Source organism: Brevibacterium luteolum, from assembly GCF_013004595.1.
GTDB classification, from domain to species: Bacteria; Actinomycetota; Actinomycetes; order Actinomycetales; family Brevibacteriaceae; genus Brevibacterium; species Brevibacterium luteolum.
The window spans coordinates 117,858-137,903 of record NZ_JABEMC010000001.1; the positions used below are offsets into that span (position 1 = coordinate 117,858).

17 protein-coding genes, 1 other RNA gene and 1 riboswitch are annotated in these 20,046 nt (G+C 67.7%); of the genes, 9 read left to right on the forward strand and 9 right to left on the reverse strand.

The annotated features are described in order from the left end of the window. Window positions 1-10: 10 nt before the first annotated feature. The gene (locus HLA91_RS00610; protein ID WP_170273112.1) at window positions 11-1,183 is read right to left on the reverse strand and encodes an alpha/beta hydrolase; all 1,173 of its coding nucleotides are present in this window, start codon (window positions 1,181-1,183) and stop codon (window positions 11-13) included. Window positions 1,184-1,299: 116 nt separating this feature from the next. Between HLA91_RS00610 and hisC the strand changes: the two genes are divergently transcribed. From hisC to HLA91_RS00625, 3 genes are read left to right on the forward strand one after another with little or no spacing between them, the layout of a single operon-like run. Next, window positions 1,300-2,427, forward strand: a complete 1,128-nt coding sequence (gene hisC / locus HLA91_RS00615; protein WP_170273113.1) for a histidinol-phosphate transaminase — start codon at window positions 1,300-1,302, stop codon at window positions 2,425-2,427. Further along, window positions 2,424-3,875 carry an FAD-binding oxidoreductase gene (locus HLA91_RS00620; RefSeq protein ID WP_338076797.1) on the forward strand — a complete coding sequence of 484 codons (1,452 nt, stop codon included), beginning with the start codon at window positions 2,424-2,426 and terminating at the stop codon, window positions 3,873-3,875. Before hisC ends, HLA91_RS00620 begins: the two co-directional genes overlap by 4 nt. 16 nt (window positions 3,876-3,891) lie before the next feature. Continuing rightward, complete coding sequence (locus HLA91_RS00625) at window positions 3,892-4,506, forward strand: hypothetical protein (RefSeq protein ID WP_170273114.1); 615 nt, start codon at window positions 3,892-3,894, stop codon at window positions 4,504-4,506. Between the two features lie 36 nt (window positions 4,507-4,542). Here the strand turns inward: HLA91_RS00625 and HLA91_RS14005 are convergent, their stop codons facing one another. Beyond that, window positions 4,543-4,911, reverse strand: coding sequence for a fumarylacetoacetate hydrolase family protein (locus HLA91_RS14005; protein ID WP_275587859.1), 369 nt, complete (start codon window positions 4,909-4,911; stop codon window positions 4,543-4,545). Then, window positions 4,827-5,375, reverse strand: a complete 549-nt coding sequence (locus HLA91_RS14010) for a fumarylacetoacetate hydrolase family protein (protein ID WP_275587860.1) — start codon at window positions 5,373-5,375, stop codon at window positions 4,827-4,829. The genes HLA91_RS14005 and HLA91_RS14010 overlap by 85 nt, the downstream gene beginning before the upstream one ends. 179 nt (window positions 5,376-5,554) lie before the next feature. On the opposite strand from HLA91_RS14010, the gene tgt reads away from it, so the two are divergent. Both tgt and HLA91_RS00640 read left to right on the forward strand, forming a co-directional pair. Next, the gene (gene tgt / locus HLA91_RS00635) at window positions 5,555-6,739 is read left to right on the forward strand and encodes a tRNA guanosine(34) transglycosylase Tgt (protein WP_170273518.1); all 1,185 of its coding nucleotides are present in this window, start codon (window positions 5,555-5,557) and stop codon (window positions 6,737-6,739) included. Further along, window positions 6,736-8,175 carry a DUF2079 domain-containing protein gene (locus tag HLA91_RS00640; protein ID WP_338076798.1) on the forward strand — a complete coding sequence of 480 codons (1,440 nt, stop codon included), beginning with the start codon at window positions 6,736-6,738 and terminating at the stop codon, window positions 8,173-8,175. Before tgt ends, HLA91_RS00640 begins: the two co-directional genes overlap by 4 nt. Window positions 8,176-8,441: 266 nt before the next feature. Here HLA91_RS00640 and HLA91_RS00645 read toward each other — a convergent pair whose 3' ends face one another. Genes HLA91_RS00645 through HLA91_RS00655 form a run of 3 tightly spaced genes read right to left on the reverse strand, consistent with a single transcriptional unit; the run spans window position 8,442 to window position 11,937 of the window. Continuing rightward, complete coding sequence (locus HLA91_RS00645) at window positions 8,442-9,302, reverse strand: queuosine precursor transporter (protein ID WP_420867900.1); 861 nt, start codon at window positions 9,300-9,302, stop codon at window positions 8,442-8,444. Continuing rightward, window positions 9,292-9,759, reverse strand: a complete 468-nt coding sequence (locus tag HLA91_RS00650; RefSeq protein ID WP_165884483.1) for a YbaK/EbsC family protein — start codon at window positions 9,757-9,759, stop codon at window positions 9,292-9,294. The genes HLA91_RS00645 and HLA91_RS00650 overlap by 11 nt, the downstream gene beginning before the upstream one ends. Window positions 9,760-9,798: 39 nt before the next feature. Beyond that, window positions 9,799-11,937: a M3 family metallopeptidase gene (locus tag HLA91_RS00655; RefSeq protein WP_170273115.1), complete on the reverse strand. Its 2,139-nt coding sequence runs from the start codon at window positions 11,935-11,937 to the stop codon at window positions 9,799-9,801. 48 nt (window positions 11,938-11,985) lie between these two features. On the opposite strand from HLA91_RS00655, the gene HLA91_RS00660 reads away from it, so the two are divergent. The 3 genes from HLA91_RS00660 (at window position 11,986) to HLA91_RS00670 (ending at window position 15,550) form a co-directional block, all read left to right on the forward strand. Then, window positions 11,986-13,242, forward strand: coding sequence for an MFS transporter (locus HLA91_RS00660; protein WP_170273116.1), 1,257 nt, complete (start codon window positions 11,986-11,988; stop codon window positions 13,240-13,242). A 173-nt stretch (window positions 13,243-13,415) separates the two neighbouring features. Continuing rightward, window positions 13,416-14,939 carry an acetaldehyde dehydrogenase ExaC gene (exaC, locus tag HLA91_RS00665; protein WP_170273117.1) on the forward strand — a complete coding sequence of 508 codons (1,524 nt, stop codon included), beginning with the start codon at window positions 13,416-13,418 and terminating at the stop codon, window positions 14,937-14,939. A 152-nt stretch (window positions 14,940-15,091) separates the two neighbouring features. Further along, the gene (locus tag HLA91_RS00670; protein WP_102161127.1) at window positions 15,092-15,550 is read left to right on the forward strand and encodes a DUF779 domain-containing protein; all 459 of its coding nucleotides are present in this window, start codon (window positions 15,092-15,094) and stop codon (window positions 15,548-15,550) included. Window positions 15,551-15,701: 151 nt separating this feature from the next. Here HLA91_RS00670 and HLA91_RS00675 read toward each other — a convergent pair whose 3' ends face one another. Together HLA91_RS00675 and ffs are read right to left on the reverse strand one after the other, a co-directional pair. Further along, window positions 15,702-17,171, reverse strand: coding sequence for a L,D-transpeptidase (locus HLA91_RS00675; RefSeq protein ID WP_170273118.1), 1,470 nt, complete (start codon window positions 17,169-17,171; stop codon window positions 15,702-15,704). 206 nt (window positions 17,172-17,377) lie between these two features. Then, an RNA gene (gene ffs / locus HLA91_RS00680) (signal recognition particle sRNA small type) lies at window positions 17,378-17,473 on the reverse strand. A 96-nt stretch (window positions 17,474-17,569) separates the two neighbouring features. Beyond that, window positions 17,570-17,674, forward strand: a riboswitch (TPP riboswitch). Here ffs and HLA91_RS00685 point away from each other — a divergent pair. Then, window positions 17,663-18,358, forward strand: a complete 696-nt coding sequence (locus HLA91_RS00685; RefSeq protein ID WP_170273119.1) for a TenA family protein — start codon at window positions 17,663-17,665, stop codon at window positions 18,356-18,358. (Overlaps the previous riboswitch by 12 nt.) A gap of 141 nt (window positions 18,359-18,499) precedes the next feature. Here the strand turns inward: HLA91_RS00685 and HLA91_RS00690 are convergent, their stop codons facing one another. Next, window positions 18,500-20,023 carry a peptidoglycan recognition protein family protein gene (locus tag HLA91_RS00690; RefSeq protein WP_170273120.1) on the reverse strand — a complete coding sequence of 508 codons (1,524 nt, stop codon included), beginning with the start codon at window positions 20,021-20,023 and terminating at the stop codon, window positions 18,500-18,502. Window positions 20,024-20,046: the final 23 nt, after the last annotated feature.

A 20,046-nucleotide genomic window follows, 5' to 3' on the forward strand; every position in this document is an offset into this window, starting at 1 on the left:
GCCGGCCGGCTCAGCCGAGGGTGCCGTACAGGAACCGGGCGATCCCGTCATAGGACTGACGGCGCGGGGCCTCGGCGGACATGAAGACGTCGTGCATGGCATCCGGGATCTTCTCGATCGTCACGGAGCGGCCCAGCGACAGCGCCCGGCGGGAGATGACATCGACGTCGAGGATGATGTCGGCGGCCGCCATCGACGGGGAGAACGAGGCGCCGCGCAGAGTCGCAGCCGAGATCTGCACAAGCGCTGGGATCGTGAGGTCGAGACCGGCGGCGACCTGCTCATGGCCGGCGAAGATCGCCCGCAGCCACGCCGGGTAGATCGGGAACCCGCCCGGCGGCTTGAGCCTGAGGTCATACGGCAGCCGGCCGAGGGAAGCGCTGGCGAGGGTGTAGAAGTTCGGCATCCGCACGTTCAGCGGCTTCGCCGACATCGAGCGCAGGCTCATCCACGCGTTCATGAGCTTGCGGGCGGCGGCATCGTACTGGAACTCCAGCCACGGTGAGTTCAGCAACAGCGCGCTCGGCTCCTCCGGATGCCGTGCCGCCCACAGCGACAGAATCAGCCCGCCGGTCGAATGGCCGTGCAGCAGGACCCTGCAGCCGGGATTCTCCTGTCGTGCCACTGCCAGTGCTGCGGCGATCTCCTCATCGTAGTCGCTGAGATCCTCGATATAGCCGGCATGGGTCTCATGCCCGGTGAGCACCCGGCCGGGCAGATCGTCCTCGACCTCCTGAACGGCCGCTGCCGCCAGCGCTTGAGCGGCCGCCTCGTCGTTCAGGGCGGCATCCGCGCCCGAGGTGTCGGGCGCCCAGTGTTCGGGACCGCCGGCTGCGTCGATGAGCAGGCTGCGGCCGTAGCGGCGCAGGTCGATGGCGTAGAAGGCGATGCCCAGCGACGCATAGTAGTCGGCCAGCCGGTGGTGGAAGAAATAGTCCGACCAGCCGTGCAGGTAGATCACCGCGGTGTCGGCGGGGATCGCCGGGTGCCCGGTGCCGGCGGGCTGCAGGGACGGCTGCGCCTTCCGCAGCGCGTCCGGAGCCGGGTCGGCAGCGGGTGCCGGGGCCGGATCGGGGAGCGTTGGGGCGATGATGACGGCGTTCTGCCCGTCACCGACCTCAATCGGCAGCATGCGGAACCGGGGTCCGAGGATGTCCTCACGCCACTGCCGCTGTGCTGCCATCTGCCCAGTGTCTCAGATCAGCCCGCATGTCCCACCCAGCCGGCTCCCACCTCGGCGGCGGTCGCGGAACCCGGGCAACGCCTCGGGCACGGGGCAGGATATGGCACCATGACGCTATGAGTGAAAAGTTCCGCCTGCGCCCTGCCCTCAAGACCACGCCGGCCTACGTGCCGGGCAAGCCGCCGAAGGCCACCGAGGGTCTCAAGACCTTCAAACTGTCCTCCAACGAGCACCACATGGATCCGCTGCCGGCCGTCGCCGAGGCGATCGCCGCCGGTGGCCGCGCCCCAGCCAGCTATGCAGACCCCTCGGTCGCTGAGCTCACCGCCGCGCTCGCCGACCACCTCGGCGTCAGCGCTGATGCCGTGCTGTTCTCCGCCGGGGCCTCCGAGATGCTCAAGGCCCTCTTCCACATCGCCGTCGACCCCGGTGACGAGGTCGTCTACCCATGGCCGTCCTTCGAGATGTACCCGCAGCTGGCCAACCTGTGCGGGGCGACCCACCAGCGCATCAGCGTCGATGCCGACGGCCGCCACGATCTGCCGGCGATGGCCGCTGCGATCTCCGAGCGCACCCGGCTCGTGATCCTGTGCACCCCGAACAACCCGACCGGCCCGGCGCTGCGCCAGGACGAGTTCGACGCCTTCATGGCCCAGGTGCCCTCCGATGTCATCGTCGTCCTCGACGAGGCCTACATCGACTTCTGCGACGCCGAAGACGCCGCAGACGGGCTGGCAGCGCTCGGCCAGCACCCGAACCTCGTGCTGCTGCGCACCTTCTCCAAGTCCTACGGACTGGCCGGGCTGCGGGTCGGTTATGCGGTGGCTGATCCCGAGCTCATCATGGAGCTGCGCAAGTCGATCCTGCCGTTCTCCGTCAGCGCCTCCGCCCAGCAGGCTGCGCTCGTCTCGCTCAAGCACAGCCAGGATATGGAGGTCCGCGCCAAGGAGGTCGCTCGGCTGCGTGATGACCTGGCTGCAGGGCTGCGCGGTCTCGGCTACGAGGTCTTCGAGGCCCACGGCAATTTCGTGTGGCTCAACCTCGCGGAGCGCTCCGACGACTTCGAGGCCGCCTGCCTGGAGGCCGGGCTGGCCGTGCGCAACCTCAAGGACGGGGTGCGGATCTCCGTGGGCCCGGCCGAGGCGATGCAGCGGGTGCTGCAGGTCGCCGGTGACTTCGCCGCCGACGGCGGCGCGGTCACCGACGCCGGTGCCCCGGACAAGGCAGAGGGAGCACCGAAGTGACCGCCGCCCACGAGACCGCTGAGCAGGCGGTGGACAAGACAGGCGCCGATGTGCCGCTCGATGAGCTGGCCGCCGAACTGAGCGCCGGCGCGCTCGTGACCGACCGCGACGTCATCGGCACCTACTCGAAGGACTGGGCGCTGTTCTCCCACGTCGGTGAGGCCGCAGCGCTCGTGCGCGCGGCCTCAGTCGAGGATGTGCAGGCGACCCTGCGGTTCGCCACCGCCCACCGCATCCCGGTCGTCCCGCAGGGTGCCCGCACCGGGCTGTCCGGCGGGGCGAACGCCGTCGAGGGCTGTCTGCTGCTGTCGGTGGCAAAGATGAACGAGATCGTCGAGATCAACACCGTCGAACAGACCTGCACCGTCCAGCCCGGCGTCATCAACCAGGACCTCAAGAAGGCCCTGACCCAGTACGGACTGTCCTACCCGCCGGATCCCGGCTCGGTGGCGATCTCCTCGATCGGCGGCAACGTCGCGACCAACGCCGGTGGCCTGTGCTGCGTGAAATACGGCGTCACCCGCGACTACGTCCGCAGCCTCACCGTCGTGCTCGCCGACGGGCAGGTCACCCGCGTCGGCCGGCCCACCCGGAAGGGCGTGGCCGGGCTCGAGCTCTCCCAGCTGTTCATCGGCTCCGAGGGCACGCTGGGGGTCATCGTCGAGATCACCCTCGACCTCATCCCCGCCCTGCCCGACCCGCTCACGGCGATCGCGCTGTTCCCCGAGGCAGCCGATGCCGCGAGCACAGTCTGCGATTTCATGGCCACCGGCGCCCGGCCCTCGATGCTCGAGTACCTCGACGGCACCTCGATCGACATGATCAACGACTACGGCGACTTCGGCCTGCCCTCAGGCATGGGTGCGATGCTGCTCGTGCAGTCCAACGGCGACGGCAGCTTAGAGCATGCGACCGAGGAGATGGAGACCTTCACCCGGGTCGCCAACGCCTGCAACGCCGCCGAGGTCGTCTTCAGCGAAGACCCGGCTGACTCCGAACTCCTCGTCGCCGCCCGGCGCGCGGTCGGCCCGGCCGGGGAGAAGTATGCCAACGCTCATGGTGGCGGCGAGCTCATCGACGACGTGTGCATCCCGCGCGGGAAGATGCGCGAGTTCTTCACCCGCCTCGACGGCATCCGCGCTGAGCACCCGCATGTGCTCATCTCCAATGCCGGGCACGCAGGCGACGGCAACATGCACCCGTGTGTGTTCTTCGACGCAGGTGTCGAAGAGGCCACCGAGCAGGCGCTTGCCGCGTTCGACGCGATCATGGCACTCGGCCTCGAGCTCGGCGGCACCATCACCGGTGAGCACGGGGTGGGCTATCTGAAGAAGGAGTGGCTGGCCCGCGAACTCGATCCGGTGACCCGCGCCATGCACCTGAAGATCAAGGATGCCCTCGACCCGCTCGGCATCCTCAACCCCGGCAAGATGCTCGGCGTACTGTGAGCTGAGGATGCAGGCGGTGACGCTGACGGCCGGCCTGGCCCTGGGATTCGCCTTCGGCCAGGCCGCCCGCCGCCTCGCCTGCCTGCCTGAGTCCTCCGCGTCCGAGGCGGTGCTGCCCGGTGATGACCTGCTGCCTGCCGCGCCGGTCCAGGTGGATCGGGTCGTGGCGATCGCTGCCGCTCCCGAGGCGGTGTGGCCGCGGATCGCTCAGCTCGGTCAGCACAGGGCCGGGTTCTACACACTGCCGGTGATCGACCAGGCGATCGGCTGCGATTCTGAGGCTGCTAAGCGCATCCACCCGGAATGGCAGGACGTGCACGCAGGCGACGCCTTCCCGGTGGCCCCATTCATCACCCTGCGGGTAGCGGCGGTGAGTCCGGGGGAGTGCCTCGTCGTCACCACCTGCGGTGGGACGATCGCCACGCTTGTCCGCGAGTTCTGCGCTGTCAATTCGTCGTGGGCGGTGGTGCTGCGCCCTGACGCAGTGGCCACCCGCCTGCACGTGCGCGCTCGCTGGCAGCCGCACGATACCCGCGCAGCCCGGCTGTTGCCGGTCATCCGTGTCGTCACAGCGGTGATGTCGGCATTGTCCCTGCGGCGCATCCGCGCGCTCGCCACCCAGAACGCCTGAGCCACCCACCGAGCGGCGCCCCAGCGCACCTTGATCTCAGATGAACTCGCCGGCGCCGATCCGGTTGCTGATTGCCCCAATCCCCGAGATCTCGACTGAAACCTCGTCGCCGGGTGCCAGCCACCGCTCATCGGCCATCCCGACACCTGCCGGGGTGCCGCTGAGGATGAGGTCGCCGGGTTCGAGCGTGATGATCGTCGACAGGTACGCCACGAGCTCCGCCGGTCCGAAGACGAGATCGCCGGTCGAATCCTGCTGCCGGACCTCCCCGTTCACCCGCGTCGTCAGCGTCGCAGCCGCCGGATCGAACTCATCGGCGGTCACCACCACCGGCCCGACAGCGGAGGAGGCCTCCCACATCTTGCCCTGCAGCCACTGCTGGGTGCGCAGCTGATATCCGCGCATCGAGAAGTCATTGGCCACCGTGTACCCCGCGATGTAGCAGCCGCCGCGGCAGTGCTCGCCCGCCGGACCTGCGTGCCGATGACGATCGCCAGCTCGCCTTCGAAATCGAGCTTCTCGTCCTCCTGCGGGGCGGTGATCTCCGCGCCGGGGTCGGTGAGCGAACGGGCGAACTTCGCAAACACCGTCGGAAACTCCGGGGTGTCCATCCCGACCTCGGCGATGTGATTGCGATAGTTCAGGCCGATGCACAGCACCTTCGCCGGATTCAGCACCGGCCGCAGCGTGGCCGCCTCGTCTGCGGGGATCGCCGGCGCCGAGGCGGTGCGCGCCTGCTCAAGACCATCCGCGGCGGCGAGCAGCTGGCCGACATCAGCGAAACCGTGCACGGGCACATATCCCTCATCGGTCAGCCGTGCCGCGGTCGTTCCGCCGGTTGCAGTCAGGGTGATCGTCGCCAGTCTCATGGTGTCCTCCGTCGCTCATGCCGCAGGGACTGCGGCGCCGGTGCCGATACTCGCACCATATATTCCATCGTTAGACTGTTGAGGTGACTTTTCAGCAACAGGACACTGGCGCCTCGGGCGCGGCAGGAACCGAGGCCGTGTGCCGGCGGGAGGACTTCGGATTCTCCGTGGGCACCCGGATGGAGGCCGGCGGGCGGGCCGGGACGATCCGCACCCCGCACGGCCAGATCCAGACCCCAGCGTTCATCCCGGTCGGCACGAAGGCGACCGTCAAGGCCGTCAAGCCCGACGACGTCGGAGCATTGGGCGCGCAGGCGGTGCTCGCCAACGCCTACCACCTCTATCTGCAGCCCGGTGCCGACCTGCTCGACGAGGCCGGCGGGCTGGGGAAGTTCATGAACTGGCCCGGCCCCACCTTCACCGACTCCGGCGGATTCCAGGTCATGAGCCTGGGTGTGGGCTTCAAGAAGGTCATCTCGATGGACATCCCCGACTCTCCGGACGACTCGGCGATGGCCGCCGACAAGGAGCGCCGGGCGATGGTCGACGACGATGGGGTGACGTTCAAGTCCCACATCGACGGCACCCTGCACCGCTTCACTCCTGAGGTGTCGATGCAGGTCCAGCATCAGCTCGGCGCTGACATCATGTTCGCCTTCGATGAGCTCACCACCCTCATGAACACCCGCGGCTACCAGGAGATGTCCTTAGAGCGCACCCGTCTGTGGGCCGAACGCTGCCTGGCCGAACACGAACGACTGACCGAAGCGCGTTCCCACCGGCCGTACCAGGCGCTGTTCGGGGTGCTGCAGGGCGCCCAGTACGAGGACCTGCGCCGCAAAGCCGCCCGCGATCTCGGGGCGATGGACTTCGACGGCTTCGGCATCGGCGGGGCGCTGGAGAAGGAGAACCTCGGCACGATCGTCGGCTGGATGTGCGAGGAGCTGCCGGAGGACAAGCCGCGCCACCTGCTCGGCATCTCCGAACCCGACGACCTGTTCACCGCCATCAAGGCCGGGGCCGACACCTTCGACTGTGTCTCACCCTCCCGCGTGGCCCGCAACGCCGCTGTCTACACCCGCGACGGCCGGTACAACATCACCGGCGCGAAGTACCGCCGCGACTTCGGCCCGATCGATCCGGAATGCACCTGCTACACCTGCCAGAACTACTCCCGCGCCTATCTGCGGCATCTGTTCAAGGCCAAGGAGATGCTCTTCTCCACTCTGTGCACCATCCACAACGAGCACTTCATCGTCACCCTCGTCGACGACATCCGCGCCTCCATCGAAGACGGCCGGTTCGACGAGCTCGAAGCCGAGGTGCTCGGCCGCTACTACGCCCCGAAGGCGACCATGCAGTGAGCGAGACGCACTCGCGCACCGGCACCGGTGCCCACACGGCTGCCAGGACTCCCGGCACGAAGACGAGTCCCGCCTCGGGCACGGGAGCTCGCCCCGCCCACGCCGACACCGGAACCGGACTCGCTACGCTGCTGACTCAGTGGCTGCCGTTGATCGGCACACTCACCGCCTTCGCGCTCTACACTGCACTGTCGATCGTCATGTGGCGGGCGAACTACGCGCCGAGCTGGGACCTGGGGATCTTCACGCAGCTGCTCGACCAGTACGCGCGCGGCCAGACGCCGATCGTCGACATCAAGGGCCCCGGCTTCCATCTGTGGGGCGATCACTTCCACCCGATCCTCATCCTGCTCACCCCGCTGTACTGGCTGGCACCCTCCGGGCTGACGCTCATGATCGCGCAGGCCGCGCTCTTCGCCGCCTCCGTGTGGCCGATCGCCTCGCTCGCCCGCGAACACCTCGGCACCCGCGGCGGCTGGCTCGTGACTGCCGCGTACGTGTTCTCGTGGGGACTGGTCAACGCCGTCATCGCACAGTTCCACGAGATCGCCTTCGCCGTGCCGCTGCTGGCCTTCGGGCTCGTGTGGTGGATACGCGGCAAGCGGCTGCCGGCCCTCATCGCGATCGCGCTGCTCGTCTTCGTCAAAGAGGACCTCGGCATCACCGTGGCGCTGTTCGGCCTCGTCATCTGGCTGCGCAACCGCGCCGAGACGCGCGCTGCGATCTTCCTCGCCGCCTGGGGCATCGCCTGGACGGTGTTCGCCGTGGCGATCTTCATCCCGGCCTTCAACGTCACCGGCGACTATGACTACTCCGGCCAGCTCACCCTCGCCGAGACCCTGACCGCAGGGCTGACGACGAAGCTCGGCACCGCCGGGTTCCTCGTGCTCGCCGCCGGCGGGATCGGGGTGCGCTCGCCGTTCATGCTGCTCATGCTGCCGACCCTGGCCTGGCGGTTCCTCGGCAGCGTCGAAGGCTACTGGGAGACCAACTTCCACTACTCGGCCGTTCTCATGCCGATCGCTGCTGTGTGCCTCATCGACGCAGCCGCCCGCCGGCACCGTGTGTTCGCGCCGTTCATCGCCGCGATCGCTGCTGCCGCGATGCTCTCGCAGACGCAGATCGAGCTCCTGTGGCGCTGGCAGGCCTTCGACCTCAATGCTGATCAGGCGATCGCTGAGGCGTGCAGATACGACTCCGTCGCTGCCGACGTCAGGTTGCTGGCCCACCTTGTGCCGTGCACGCAGACGTTCTGGATCGGCAGCCTCGGCGATGCCGTGCCCGAGGCGGTGCTGCGCAGGCCCGACGACGTCGGGCAGCCTGTCGAGACCTGGGCGGAGGAGCGATTCGGCGGCGACTGGACTGTCGTGTACTCAGGCGAAGGCTTCGAACTCGTCGAACGCGGCGCCCGCGGTGCCCGCGACGCCGCAGGCTGAGCGGCGACGCGGTGGAGCCAGCGCGAGTGGTGCACTGGCTTCAGCAGATCACCTGACCGCTCGGACCGTCACACCTCAGCTGTCCGCCCACTGGGTGGTCCGGCCACTGGGAACGTTAGAAAAGTTGTTCATGGTGTGAGGGCTCCAAGCCATGAATAACTTTTCCAACTTTCAGCCACCGGCACGCGGGACCGGTCTCGCCGGTGTGCAGGTATGGGGCCACCGTGTCGCTTGCCGGTCCGCTGTGACCAGCTCCGCCGCCGGCCCTAGAGCTTTGCGGCGTTGGCGCGCAGGTGCTCGGTCTCGTCGACGTTGCCGTAGCTGGGTTCGTGGCGCTTGAAGACCTTGATGACCTGGTACGTCAGCGGCAGGCACAGCACCTCGACCGCGACCTTGTAGACGAAGCCGACGATGATGTAGACGATGAAGTCGCTGCCGGGGATGACACCGGCGAAGGCGATCGTGCAGAACAGCAGTGTGTCGGCGAACTCGCCCACGCCGGTCGAGCACATCAGCCGCACCCACAGCCGTTTCTCGCCCATCGCCCGCTTGACGCGCACGAGCACATAGGAGTTCAGCAGCTGCCCGACCACATAGCCGACGAGTGAGGCGAGCACGATCCGCGGGTAGAAGCCGAGCACGGCTTCGAAAGCCGCCTGGTTCTCATAGCCGGGCCCAGGCGGTGAGATGAGGACGAGCCAGAAGACGAAGCTGGCGACGATTTGGAGCGCGAAGCCGGTGATGACGGCTTTGCGGGCGGCGGCGAAGCCGTAGACCTCGCTGATGACGTCGCCGAGGATGTAGGCGATCGGGAAGAGGAAGGCGCCGCCGTCGGTGACGATCGGCCCGAAGCCGATGACCTTGGTCGCGGAGATGTTCGAGACGATGAGGACGACGCAGAAGACGGCCAGCACGATCGCGTAATACCGGCCGCGGGAGGTGGCGAAGGCGGCCAGCCGGGTGCCGGCGCCGCTGGGTTCCGCTCCCGAGGCGGTGGCTGGGTGGGCCGTACCCGAGGCGGTGGCGGGGTTCGCAGGGGTGGGGGACTGGGTGTTTACCGCCGGGTGCTCGCTGTGCGGACCCGGCTGCCCAGATGCAGCAGGCTTGTTGATGTTCTCAGGGTTCAACGGTGATCTCCTGTCCATTCGTCAGAGTGATGAGCTGGTCATAGGTCATGGGCATCATCGAGTCGGCAGTGCCGCCGGCGGCCCACAGTTCGGGGTAGTCGCGCAGCGCGACGTCGATGTAGGTGCGCACGGGGGCAGGGTGGCCGCACGGGGCGACCCCGCCGATCACCTGGCCGGTCGCCGACTTCACCAGGTCCGCACTCGCCCGGCCGAGCTTCTTGGCACCGATGATGCCTGCGACATGGTCGGTGTCGACACGGTGGCGGCCCGAGGTCATGATGAGCACCGCCTCGCCGTCGGCGTCGAAGATGAGGCTGTTGGCGATCGCCCCGATCTCGACGCCGAGGTAGGCGGCAGCGGCCTTGGCAGTGTTCGTCTGCTCGGTTAAGAGCGTGATCTCCGCGTCGATGCCGGCGGCCTCAAGGTCCCGGGCGACGGCGGTGTTGCGTGCGTGCATGGTGTCCTTTCTCAGGTCGTGGCAGGGATGGCAGTGGTGTCAGTCAGCGGTCTCGTGGCGCGGGGCGAAGCCGCGGCGGCGCAGCAGCGGTTTGACGTCGGGTGCCTGGCCGAAGAAGTCGGTGAAGGTCTCCATCGGATCAGTCGAGAAGCCAGGTGCCAGCACTGCCCGGCGGAAGGCGTCACCGGCCTTGGGGTTGAGTCCGCCCTGTTCTTCGAACCATTCGGTGGCGAACGCGGCGAGCATCTCGGCCTGCATGTAGGCGTAGTAACCGGCGGCATAACCGCTGGTGAAGATGTGCGAGAAGTACGTTGTGCGGTAGCGCGGCGGCACGAGCGGGGAGAAGTGCGCCGCCTCCAGCACCGCGGTTTCGAAGGTCAGCACATCATCGACGCGCTCGCCGGCTTCGAGCAGGTGCCAGCTCTGGTCGAGCAGGGCCGCTGCGAGGTATTCGATCGTGTCGAACCCGGCACCGAAGTCATCGGCTTCCCGGATCCGCTCGACGAGCGCCTCGGGGATCGGCTCCCCGGTCTCGACGTGACGGGCGTAGTGCGGCAGCACCTGCGGGTGCAGCGCCCACATCTCGTTGAGCTGGGAGGGGAACTCGACGTAGTCGCGCGGGACTGCGGTGCCGGCCCGATCCGGGTAGGTGCTGTCGGAGAACAGGCCGTGGAAGACGTGGCCGAACTCGTGGAACAGGGTGCGCACCTCGTCCATGCTCAACAGGCACGGCTGCCCGGCAGCTGGCCGGGTGATGTTCATCGTCATCGAGATGATCGGCAGCTCACCGGTCAGCCGGCCCGGCGAGACGAGCTGGTCCATCCACGCTCCGCCGCGCTTGCCGTCGCGGGCGAACGGGTCGACGCAGATGAGGCCGATGACCCGGTCGTTCTCGACCGCCTCGTAGACGGTGACGTCCGGATGCCAGGCCTTGACCGGCTCCCCGCTCTCATCAGTGGCGGGCCGGAACTCGACGCCGTAGAGCCGGCCGGCGGCATAGAAGACACCGTCGTGCAGCACCCGGTTGAGCTCGAAGTAGGCGGCCACCTGCTGCGGGTCGAGGGAGTAGCGCTCGCTCTGCAGCCGCTGCAGCCAGTAGCGCACGTCGGCTGGGGCGATCTGCTCGGGTGCGAACTGCTCGTGGATCGCGGCGATCTCAGCCTCGAAGGTCTGGCGGGCCGGGTTGAGGACACCGGCGAGCAGGTCGCCGACGGCATCGGGGCTGTCGGCGGTCTCATCGTCGATGGTGTATTCGGCGAAGCTGCGGAAGCCCAGCAGCTGGGCGAGCTCGGCGCGCAGCGCGGTGATGTCGCTGACGATCTGCCGGGTGTCATGCTCCCCGCCGCGGCAGCCGCGGGCGATCGAATGCTCGAAGATCCGCTGCCGGGAGGCCGGCTCATGCAGCTGCGCCAGCTGCGGCTGCTGGGTGAAGTTCAGCAGCGGCAGCACATACCCGCCCTGCCCGTCACCGTCCGCACCGGCGCGTTCGGCAGCAGCCTGGACGGCCGCCTCGGGCAGCCCGGTGAGCTCTTCGGCGTTCTCGAAGTGCACGGCCAGCGCCGAGGTGTCAGCAGCCAGGTGCCGGGAGAAGGCCTTCTCCAACCGGTCGAGTTCGGCAGACAGTTCAGCGACCCGTTCCCGCTCCGCGTCATCAAGGCGCACGCCGGTGCGCACGAAGTCGCGGATGAGCAGCTCATGATGGCGTTTGTCCTCGGGGTTGAGATCACTGGTCGGCACGGCTTCGAGCCGGGCGAACAGAGAACCGTTGAGCAGCAGTTCCAGGCGTGAGCGCACGAGCTGCTGGGAGGCAGCGGCCAGGGCGGTGCCGAACTCCTCGGTCTGCAGGTTCGACTCGAACAGTCGCATGAGCGCCTGCAGCCGGAACGCCGGTTCCTTGGCCCGGTCGATGCGGATGGTCGTGTTCGTCAGCGACGGCTCCTCAGTCTGCGCGAGGATCGCGGCGACTGCCTGCCGCTGGGCGGCGACCACCGCCTCGGCGGCGGTCGTGAAGTGACCCGGCTCGATCGCGGCGACATCGGGCAGCCGCAGCCCGACCGGACCGTGGATGTAGTCGAGCACCGGATTCGACCCCGGCGCGGTCACCGGCGTTGAGGCCAGCGCCGTTCCGTCATTCGGCGGCGTGGGCTCGGACGCGGCGGGGTGACCGTCGGAATGCACTGCGGACTCCTTCTTCTGCGCGCTCAGCGCGCGCGTATGCTGGGACTGATGAGTGAGGACGACCGGGGCTTCGAGGGGTATCGGCGCGGGGAGCCGATGACGCGCAGGATCGAGATCGGCCTGCTCATGGCGGGCCTGGCGACCTTCACTCTGCTGTACAACACTCAGGCCATTCTGCCGTATTTCGTCCGCGACTACAGCATCTCCCCGACCAGCGCTGCGCTCTCCGTCTCCGCCGCCACCGCGGGCCTGGCCCTCGGGCTCATCGTGGCAGCACCGGTCAGCGAGCGGATCGGACGCGTGCGCCTCATCCGCTGGTCGCTGCTGCTGGCCTCCGTCCTCGGCATCGGTGTCGCCTTCGTCGACGACTGGTCGCTGTTCCTCGCCGCCCGCTTCGCCATGGGCGTGGTGCTCGCCGGCCTCCCGGCGACCGCAGCTGTCTACCTGCGCGAGGAGATCCACCCCTCCTATGCGACCTCGGCGACGGGTCTGTACATATTCGGCACGACGATCGGCGGGCTGTCGGCCCGGCTCGTGACCACCGGCACGATCGACATCCTCGACCGCCTCGGACTGACCGAGGCGATGCCGCTGAGCCCCGCGCACATGGCACTGGCGGCAACCGCCGTCGTGTCGATCATCTGCGCGGCCGCCTGCTGGGCGCTGCTGCCCGAATCCCGCGGCTTCGAACCGCGCCATGAGTCCCCGCGCGAACTCATCGGCAGCTTCGGCCGGGCCTTCCGCGACCCGGTGCTGCTGGGCCTGTACCTCACCGGCGGGCTCGGCATGGGCGTGTTCGTCGGCGCCTTCAACGTCCTCGGCTTCCGCCTGGAGGCCGAACCGTACCTGCTCTCAATCGGCGCGATCGGCCTGCTCTACCTCATCTACCCGGTCGCCGGCACCGTCAGCGCACTCGCCGGCCGGGCCGCCGACCGGTATTCGCTGCGCTCGATCATGCCGTTCGGCTCGCTCATCGCGCTCATCGGCATCGGCCTGCTCATCACCCGCCCGCTCGTCGTCATCATCGCCGGCATGGCGGTGCTGGCGATGGGCTTCTTCATCATGCACTCACTGGCCTCAGCCTGGGTGGCGGTGCGCGCGAAGGCCTCGGTCGGGGTGCCGGCGCAGGCGGCATCGATGTACATGCTCTTCTACTACGGTGGCTCCTCGATCAACGGCAACCTGGCACCTGCCGCGTGGGAGCTCGGCGGCTGGGCCGGGGTGACGATCCTCATCGGCGCGATGATGGCCGCAGCCTTCGTCATCGCGCTGCTGCTCGGCCGCTCCCGGCCAGTCGTCACCTGAGGTGCGCGGCGGGTTCTCCACCGCTCCCGAGGCGGTGGCTGGGTTGTGTGCGAATCCCCAGCTGATGCCTGTTGAGATCTGCATCACACGCTCATAGGGTGAGGGTACGCCGCGCCCCTGCGGCCTGTAGCGGTGCTGTCGCACCCCTCCAACCGTCTCAATGAGGAGCATCCATGACTGTCTATTCACAGCCGGGAACCGAGGGCGCCAAGGTCGCCTTCGAGTCGCGTTACGACAACTACATCGGCGGCGACTGGGTCAAGCCGGTCAAGGGGAACTACTTCGAGAACATCACACCGGTCACCGGCAAGGCCTTCACCGAGGTCGCACAGTCCACTGCCGAGGATGTCGAACTCGCCCTCGACGCCGCACACAAGGCCGCGCCGGCCTGGGGCAAGACCTCGGTGGCTGAGCGTGCGGTGATCCTGAATAAGATCGCCGACCGGATCGAGGAGAACCTCGAGATGCTCGCCGTCGCCGAGACGTGGGACAACGGCAAGGCGATCCGCGAGCCGCTCAACGCCGACCTGCCGCTGGCAGTCGACCACTTCCGCTACTTCGCCGGCGCCATCCGCGCCCAGGAGGGTGCGCTGTCCCAGATCGATGAGGACACCGTCGCCTACCACTTCAAGGAGCCGCTCGGCGTCGTCGGCCAGATCATCCCGTGGAACTTCCCCATCCTCATGGCTGTCTGGAAGCTCGCCCCGGCACTGGCTGCCGGCAACTGTGTCGTCCTCAAGCCCGCCGAGCAGACCCCGGCTTCGATCATGGTGCTCGTCAACCTCATCGGCGACCTGCTGCCGCCCGGCGTCCTCAACGTCGTCAACGGCTTCGGCGTCGAGACCGGCAAGCCGCTGGCCTCGAACAAGCGCATCGCCAAGGTCGCGTTCACCGGTGAGACCACCACTGGCCGGCTCATCATGCAGTACGCCTCCCAGAACCTCATCCCGGTGACCCTGGAGCTCGGCGGCAAGAGCCCGAACATCTTCTTCGAAGACGTCATGGCCTCCAAGGACTCCTTCTACGACAAGGCGCTTGAGGGCTTCGCGATGTTCGGCCTCAACCAAGGCGAAGTCTGCACGTGCCCGTCGCGTGCACTCGTGCAGGAGTCGATCTTCGACGAGTTCGTCGAGGCTGGGCTCGAGCGCGTCAGAGCGATCAAGCAGGGCAACCCGCTCGATGATTCGATGCAGGTCGGTGCGCAGGCCTCGAACGACCAGTTCGAGAAGATCAAGTCCTACCTCGACATCGGCAAGCAGGAGGGCGCTGAGGTGCTCATCGGCGGTGAGGTGCTCGAACTCGACGGCGACTTAGCCGGCGGCTTCTATATCCAGCCGACGGTGTTCAAGGGTCAGAACTCGATGCGCATCTTCCAGGAGGAGATCTTCGGGCCCGTCGTCGCACTGACCTCGTTCAGCGACTACGACGATGCGATGTCGATCGCCAATGACACGCTCTACGGCCTCGGTGCCGGCGTGTGGAGCCGCAGCGGCAACGTCGCCTACCGCGCCGGCCGTGAGATCCAGGCCGGACGCGTGTGGGTGAACAACTACCACAACTATCCGGCGCATGCGGCCTTCGGCGGCTACAAGTCCTCGGGCATCGGCCGGGAGAACCACCTCATGATGCTCGATCACTACCAGCAGACGAAGAACATGCTCGTCAGCTACTCAGAAGACGCCCTCGGCTTCTTCTGATCCTGCCATCTGCGACGGGCCGGGCTGGAACACAGCACCTGTGCCGGCCTGCGGTCAGACCGCTCGCCGACCCGCGGTCAGAACGCTCGCCGGCCCGGCTGCCGGCCCGTCGCAGCAGCACAGTGCACGCATGTGCACGGAGATGAGGTCCGATGTCCGATGACACCACCGTCGCCGATGGAGCCGCCGCAGCGTCAGCCGATCCGGCCGTGCTCGACTCCGCGCCGACGATCGAGGGGGAGACCCGTTCACGGGTCGCCCTGACAGAGGCGGCCGTCGAGCTGCTCCAGCAGCTCATCGACCAGCACGGGGACCTGATGTTCCACCAGTCCGGCGGCTGCTGTGACGGGTCGACGCCGATGTGCTTCCCGGCCGGAGAGTTCCTCACCTCGGATGCCGACGTGCTGCTGGGCCGGTTCGAGATCCCACGACCGGCTGGCACCACCTCGGAGCTGGAGTTCTGGATGTCAGCCGAGCAGTTCAGCTACTGGAAGCACACACATCTGACCGTCGATGTCGTGCCCGGGCGCGGCGCCGGATTCAGCGTCGAGACGCCGACCGGCAAGCGGTTCCTCATCCGCTCGACCCTGATGGACGCCGACGAGAGCTGACCGCACCGCCGGGACACGACTGGGGGCCAAGAGAGTGAATCTCCTGGCCCCCAGTCAGCTGCCCGCCTGTGCGCCTGCCGCCTGTGCGCCCGCCAGCCCGCGCGCCTGCCCGCCCGCTCGGTGCTGCGGAATTGCGGTGCTGCGCTCACGCTCAGTCGAGTGCGGAGAGCTCCTGCCACTCATCCCAGTCGTAGACCCAATCGGAGACGTCTGAGGACTCCTTCGACAGGGACACCGAGGAGCCTTTGACGATGACCGGGTCGCCGTAGATCGCGGAGTCGTAGTACTCCTTGGCCCGCTCATTGGTGAGGTTGATGCAGCCGTGCGAGACGTTCGCCGAGCCCTGTGAGCCGGCTGACCACGGTGCACCGTGGATGAACTCGCCGTTGTTGTGGATGCGCACCGCCCAGCGCACTGGCGTCGAGTACCCCCAGCGCTCCGAGGTCATCGTGTAGTTCGCCGCTTTCGACATGACGATGTGGGTGCCGTTGAACGAGGGTGAGCGTGCCGCGCCGAGCGAGGCGGGGTAGTCCGTGATCGTCTCATCTCCGCGGGTGACGATCATCCGGTGCGTCTTGGCATCGGCGGTCGTGGTCTGCTCACGGCCGATCGAGAAGTCCAGCGAGACGTCCTTCTCACCGAAGCGCGTCTGCGAGAACGGCACGTCCTCCAGGGCCATCGTCACCTTGACCTTCGAGTGCTCCGGCCAGAACTCCTTGGGCCGGTAGTGCACCCGCGAGATCCCGTCGGTGTCGTAGAGCCAGCCCCACGAGCCCTCGACCTCGCGCTCCTTGCCGTCCTCGTCGGTGACTTTCACGGACAGCCGGTGTTCGATGTCATCGCGGTAGGACTCGGGCACGGTCGCACCGATGTTCACGATGATCGGGGCGGCCACGCCGACCTCCTGGTCATCGCCGATGACGGTGAAGATCCGCGCCGAACGGCCCTGCGGTTCGGTCGTCGTGATCGTCCCGGAAGCCTCATGCGTGGCACCATCCGGGGCGACGGTCGTCGCCTTCCACTCGTACTCGGCGTTGCCGGCCAGCCCATAGCTGGAGACCCAGCGGGTGCCCTGAGGATCGGCATCGCCGCCGCTGTCAGTGCTGTTGTTGCGGTCAGTGCTGGCGCCGCTGGGCGTGCCGTCTTCGCTGGGAGTCGCGTCTGCGTCTGAAGCGCTGCCGCCGGCGTTGGCGCTCTCAGTCTCCGTCGCCGAGGCGGTGGCCGGCGCGCTCGGATCGCTTCCCTGGGCGCCGGAGTCGAAGGTGCCGTCGACGCTCACCTCGGGGTGGTCGGCGTCGGTGACGGTGACCTCGGTGAATTCGCCGCCGGACACGGTCAGTGCGAAATGCCCGCTGGGGTCGAGTTCGATGCTCTTACCATCAGCATCGGCTGCGCCGGTGGTGCTGTCTGCCTCGGGTGTGCCGCCGGCGCCCGTCGCCGAGGTGGGTGTGGGGGAGGCGTCGTCATCATCGACGACCGAGACCGTCACCTCGGGTGCGGGATGCGGGTCCGCGCTCGGAGCTGCCGCGGATCGGCGCTCGGCATCGGGTGTCGCAGTGCAGGCGGCGAGGGCGATGGCGAGTGAGGCGCTGAGGCCGGCAACGAGGGGGCGGCGGAGCATGAGGGACCTTTCTCATGGCAGGAAAGACGGTGCACAGTCGCAGAACTGCGAGGGCAGGAATGGGAAAGCGACAGCACAAATATAGGAAGCGCGATGTAACGGCTGTGGAACAATGCGCGCTCTCAGCCCGCCGATCGGCGAGCAGCTGGCATGTGACCAGCACAAACAATGCGGAGGGTTGTTGCGCAATTGTGACAGCGCATGAATGCGAGGACTCCCCGTGCACCCGCCAGAGCTCGCTTACCCTTGCTGCCTTCCGGCCCTGGGGGAGTTCACAAGATGACGCCACACGGGGAGCCGCATAACAGTCTAGACCAGGCAGGGACCGAACCAAAAACGCCTGAGCCGGCCACCGCCTCGGAAACGAAAGACGGGCGACAGCGGACGGGCTACAGTGAGGGTGTCGACAGGGGAGTGCCCGCGCGGGCACTGAGAGTGCGCAGACAGACCCTAGGAACCTGATCCGGGTGATACCGGCGGAGGGAGATCACATGACACAGATTCAGACGACCATTCACGTTGCGGCCGATTCCCCGGTCGGGCGGCTGCGGCTCGGCGACAGCGCCGGGCAGTGGGACGCCGCAGTCGGGCACCGATTCGTCGACGAGCTGTTCGCAGGCACCATCGACGATGCGGTGCTGGCGGGCTACCTCGTGCAGGACTATCAGTTCTTCGACGTGTTCCTCTCGATGCTCGGCGGGTGTGTGGCCTACGCCGACCGACTCGACTCCAAGCTGCGGTTCGCCGCCCAGCTTGGGATGCTCGCAGCCGATGAGGACGGATACTTCCAGCAGGCCTTCTCGCAGCTCGGGGTGACCGAGGACGACTGGCAGAACCCGCAGCTTTCGCGCGCGGCCGTCGGGTTCCAGGCCGAGATGTACGATGCGGTTGCACAGGCCGAGTACGCAGACCTGCTCGTCATGCTCGTCATCGCCGAGTGGCTCTACCTCGACTGGGGTGAGCGCGATGCTCCGCTGCCCGAACATTATGTGCACTCCGAATGGATCGAGCTGCATCGCGGGGAGGCGTTCAGCTCGTGGTGCCAGTTCCTCGTCGATGAGCTCAACCGCGTATGGCCGGCCGCCGAGGCCGCAGGTCGAGCCGCGGAGCTCACCGCCCGCTGGGAGCGCACGGTCGCCCTGGAACTCGACTTCTTCGACGTCACCTACGAGAGTCGCGACAGCTGACCGGCACGAGGGCCGCGTCGACTGAGCCGGTGACGTGTGTCGGGGAGGTCTCGCCGACCGTGCCAGCGAAGCGATCGGGCGGGCTGGGGGAGAACTTCCAGCCCGCCCGTTCGTGATCAGAGGTCGTTCAGCCTGCGCGGTTCAGGCGTTGCGGTCGGTGGCACCCGGCTGCAGACCGGCGTCCTCCTGCTTGTCCTTCTCCGGGGCCTTCTCTTCGCCCTTCTTCTTGTCCGTCTTCTCGTCCTTCTTCGGCGGGTCCTTCTTCACCGGTCCGCCGTTCTTCTGGATCTCGGCGATGTCCTTGCGCATCTGCGGCAGCTTCCCGTAGAGCGCATCGCCTGGGCAGTCGGTCTGACCGAGGTCCCGGTGACCGGAGACGACGTTGATCTTCGTTCCCTTGAGCGTGGTCTTGCCGCCGGCATCGACACCGGAGAGCGCGAGCTTCCAGGCGATCGCATGATCGACCGCATCCAGGGTGGCCTGCGGGGGCGCGGACGTGCCGTAGCTGCCGATGACCGAGATGCCGAAGCTGCCCTGGTTGTAGCCGACCACGTGTGCGCCGACCGGGTTCTTCTTCAGCCCGCCGCCGCGGCCCTCCCAAAGGCGGCCGTACTTATCGGCGAGCATGTTGTAGCCGATGTCATCCCAGCCGCGGCCCTGCTGGTGGTAGTGCTGGATGCCGCGCAGGATTGCCGGAACGTCCTCGGCCGTATAGTCATTCGACCCGCCGGTGTGGTGAACGACCGCGGCCTGCACTTTCGCAGTCGTATCCGGATCCGACTTCGGCTTCGCGGCACCCCACTCCTTGCGGTGCTCGATCTTCGGAGCCTTCACACCGCTGTCCTTGGCGATGGTCTGGGCCGCCGCGGCACCGGGTGCGTAGGCCATTGTCGCAGCCGTGCCAGAGGCGGCAGGCGCCTGGTCTGCGGCGCTGTCGGCAGCGCCCTCGGTCACCGGGGTGTTGAACTCAACGGCGGTCTCATCGCCGCTCCAGCGCTTCGGGTCGATGCTGAGGATCCGAGCGTCGTGCGGGGTGGCGTCGCCGAGGATGCGCAGCTGCGCGGCATCCATCCCGGCCAGCGAGTACGGTTCGGTGCCCGCGGCGCCGGGCTGCTCGGGGTCGTTGTCGGTGTCGAGACCCGACCAGGCGCTCCACTTACCGTGGGTGCGGGTGCGGATCTCCACCTCGGCGTCCTCTGCCCCGCGCCACACGACCCCGACGATGCCGGGAGCGTCATCGGCTGGCTCGACGACATCGGACAGGGCGGCGATCGTGCGGCCGTCCTCGGTGATGTCAGAGGCCGAACCGTGGATCGCATCCCTCGGTGAGTCGCCGTCCGGCGCCGAGGCACCGGTCGCGCTGGCAGGGTGGGCGAGCGGCTGTGCCAGGGCGGCGGTGCCGCTGGTCCCGGGTGCGGGTGCGCGCAGCAGGGAGGGCAGGAACGAGAAGTGATCCGCGCTCTGCTGGGCGGCTGCGGATTCGACTGCCGCTGAGCGGTCGCGGGCACCGGGGATCCCGATGCCGGCGTCGCTGATCTCGGCGAGATCGATTTCGTTCATCTCAGGCTGCGGGTCCGCGCCGAGGGCGGCGGACGGTGCGAGCCCGAGTCCGGTCAGCATGCTGGCGGCGACCGCAGTCGCAGTCGCAGAAGCTATGTAGCGCATGTATGCCTTTCGAGGAAGGGGAA

Excerpts from the sequence above, each read along its gene's own strand:
- HLA91_RS00690 (WP_170273120.1), bottom strand. The coding sequence starts at position 20,023 with ATGCGCTACATAGCTTCTGCGACTGCGACTGCGGTCGCCGCCAGCATG.
- hisC (WP_170273113.1), top strand. The coding sequence starts at position 1,300 with ATGAGTGAAAAGTTCCGCCTGCGCCCTGCCCTCAAGACCACGCCGGCC.
- HLA91_RS00675 (WP_170273118.1), bottom strand. The coding sequence starts at position 17,171 with ATGCTCCGCCGCCCCCTCGTTGCCGGCCTCAGCGCCTCACTCGCCATC.
- HLA91_RS14005 (WP_275587859.1), bottom strand. The coding sequence starts at position 4,911 with ATGCGCGGATATCAGCTGCGCACCCAGCAGTGGCTGCAGGGCAAGATG.
- HLA91_RS00610 (WP_170273112.1), bottom strand. The coding sequence starts at position 1,183 with ATGGCAGCACAGCGGCAGTGGCGTGAGGACATCCTCGGACCCCGGTTC.
- HLA91_RS00685 (WP_170273119.1), top strand. The coding sequence starts at position 17,663 with ATGACACAGATTCAGACGACCATTCACGTTGCGGCCGATTCCCCGGTC.
- HLA91_RS00660 (WP_170273116.1), top strand. The coding sequence starts at position 11,986 with ATGAGTGAGGACGACCGGGGCTTCGAGGGGTATCGGCGCGGGGAGCCG.
- HLA91_RS00670 (WP_102161127.1), top strand. The coding sequence starts at position 15,092 with ATGTCCGATGACACCACCGTCGCCGATGGAGCCGCCGCAGCGTCAGCC.
- HLA91_RS14010 (WP_275587860.1), bottom strand. The coding sequence starts at position 5,375 with ATGAGACTGGCGACGATCACCCTGACTGCAACCGGCGGAACGACCGCG.
- HLA91_RS00650 (WP_165884483.1), bottom strand. The coding sequence starts at position 9,759 with ATGCACGCACGCAACACCGCCGTCGCCCGGGACCTTGAGGCCGCCGGC.
- tgt (WP_170273518.1), top strand. The coding sequence starts at position 5,555 with ATGGAGGCCGGCGGGCGGGCCGGGACGATCCGCACCCCGCACGGCCAG.
- exaC (WP_170273117.1), top strand. The coding sequence starts at position 13,416 with ATGACTGTCTATTCACAGCCGGGAACCGAGGGCGCCAAGGTCGCCTTC.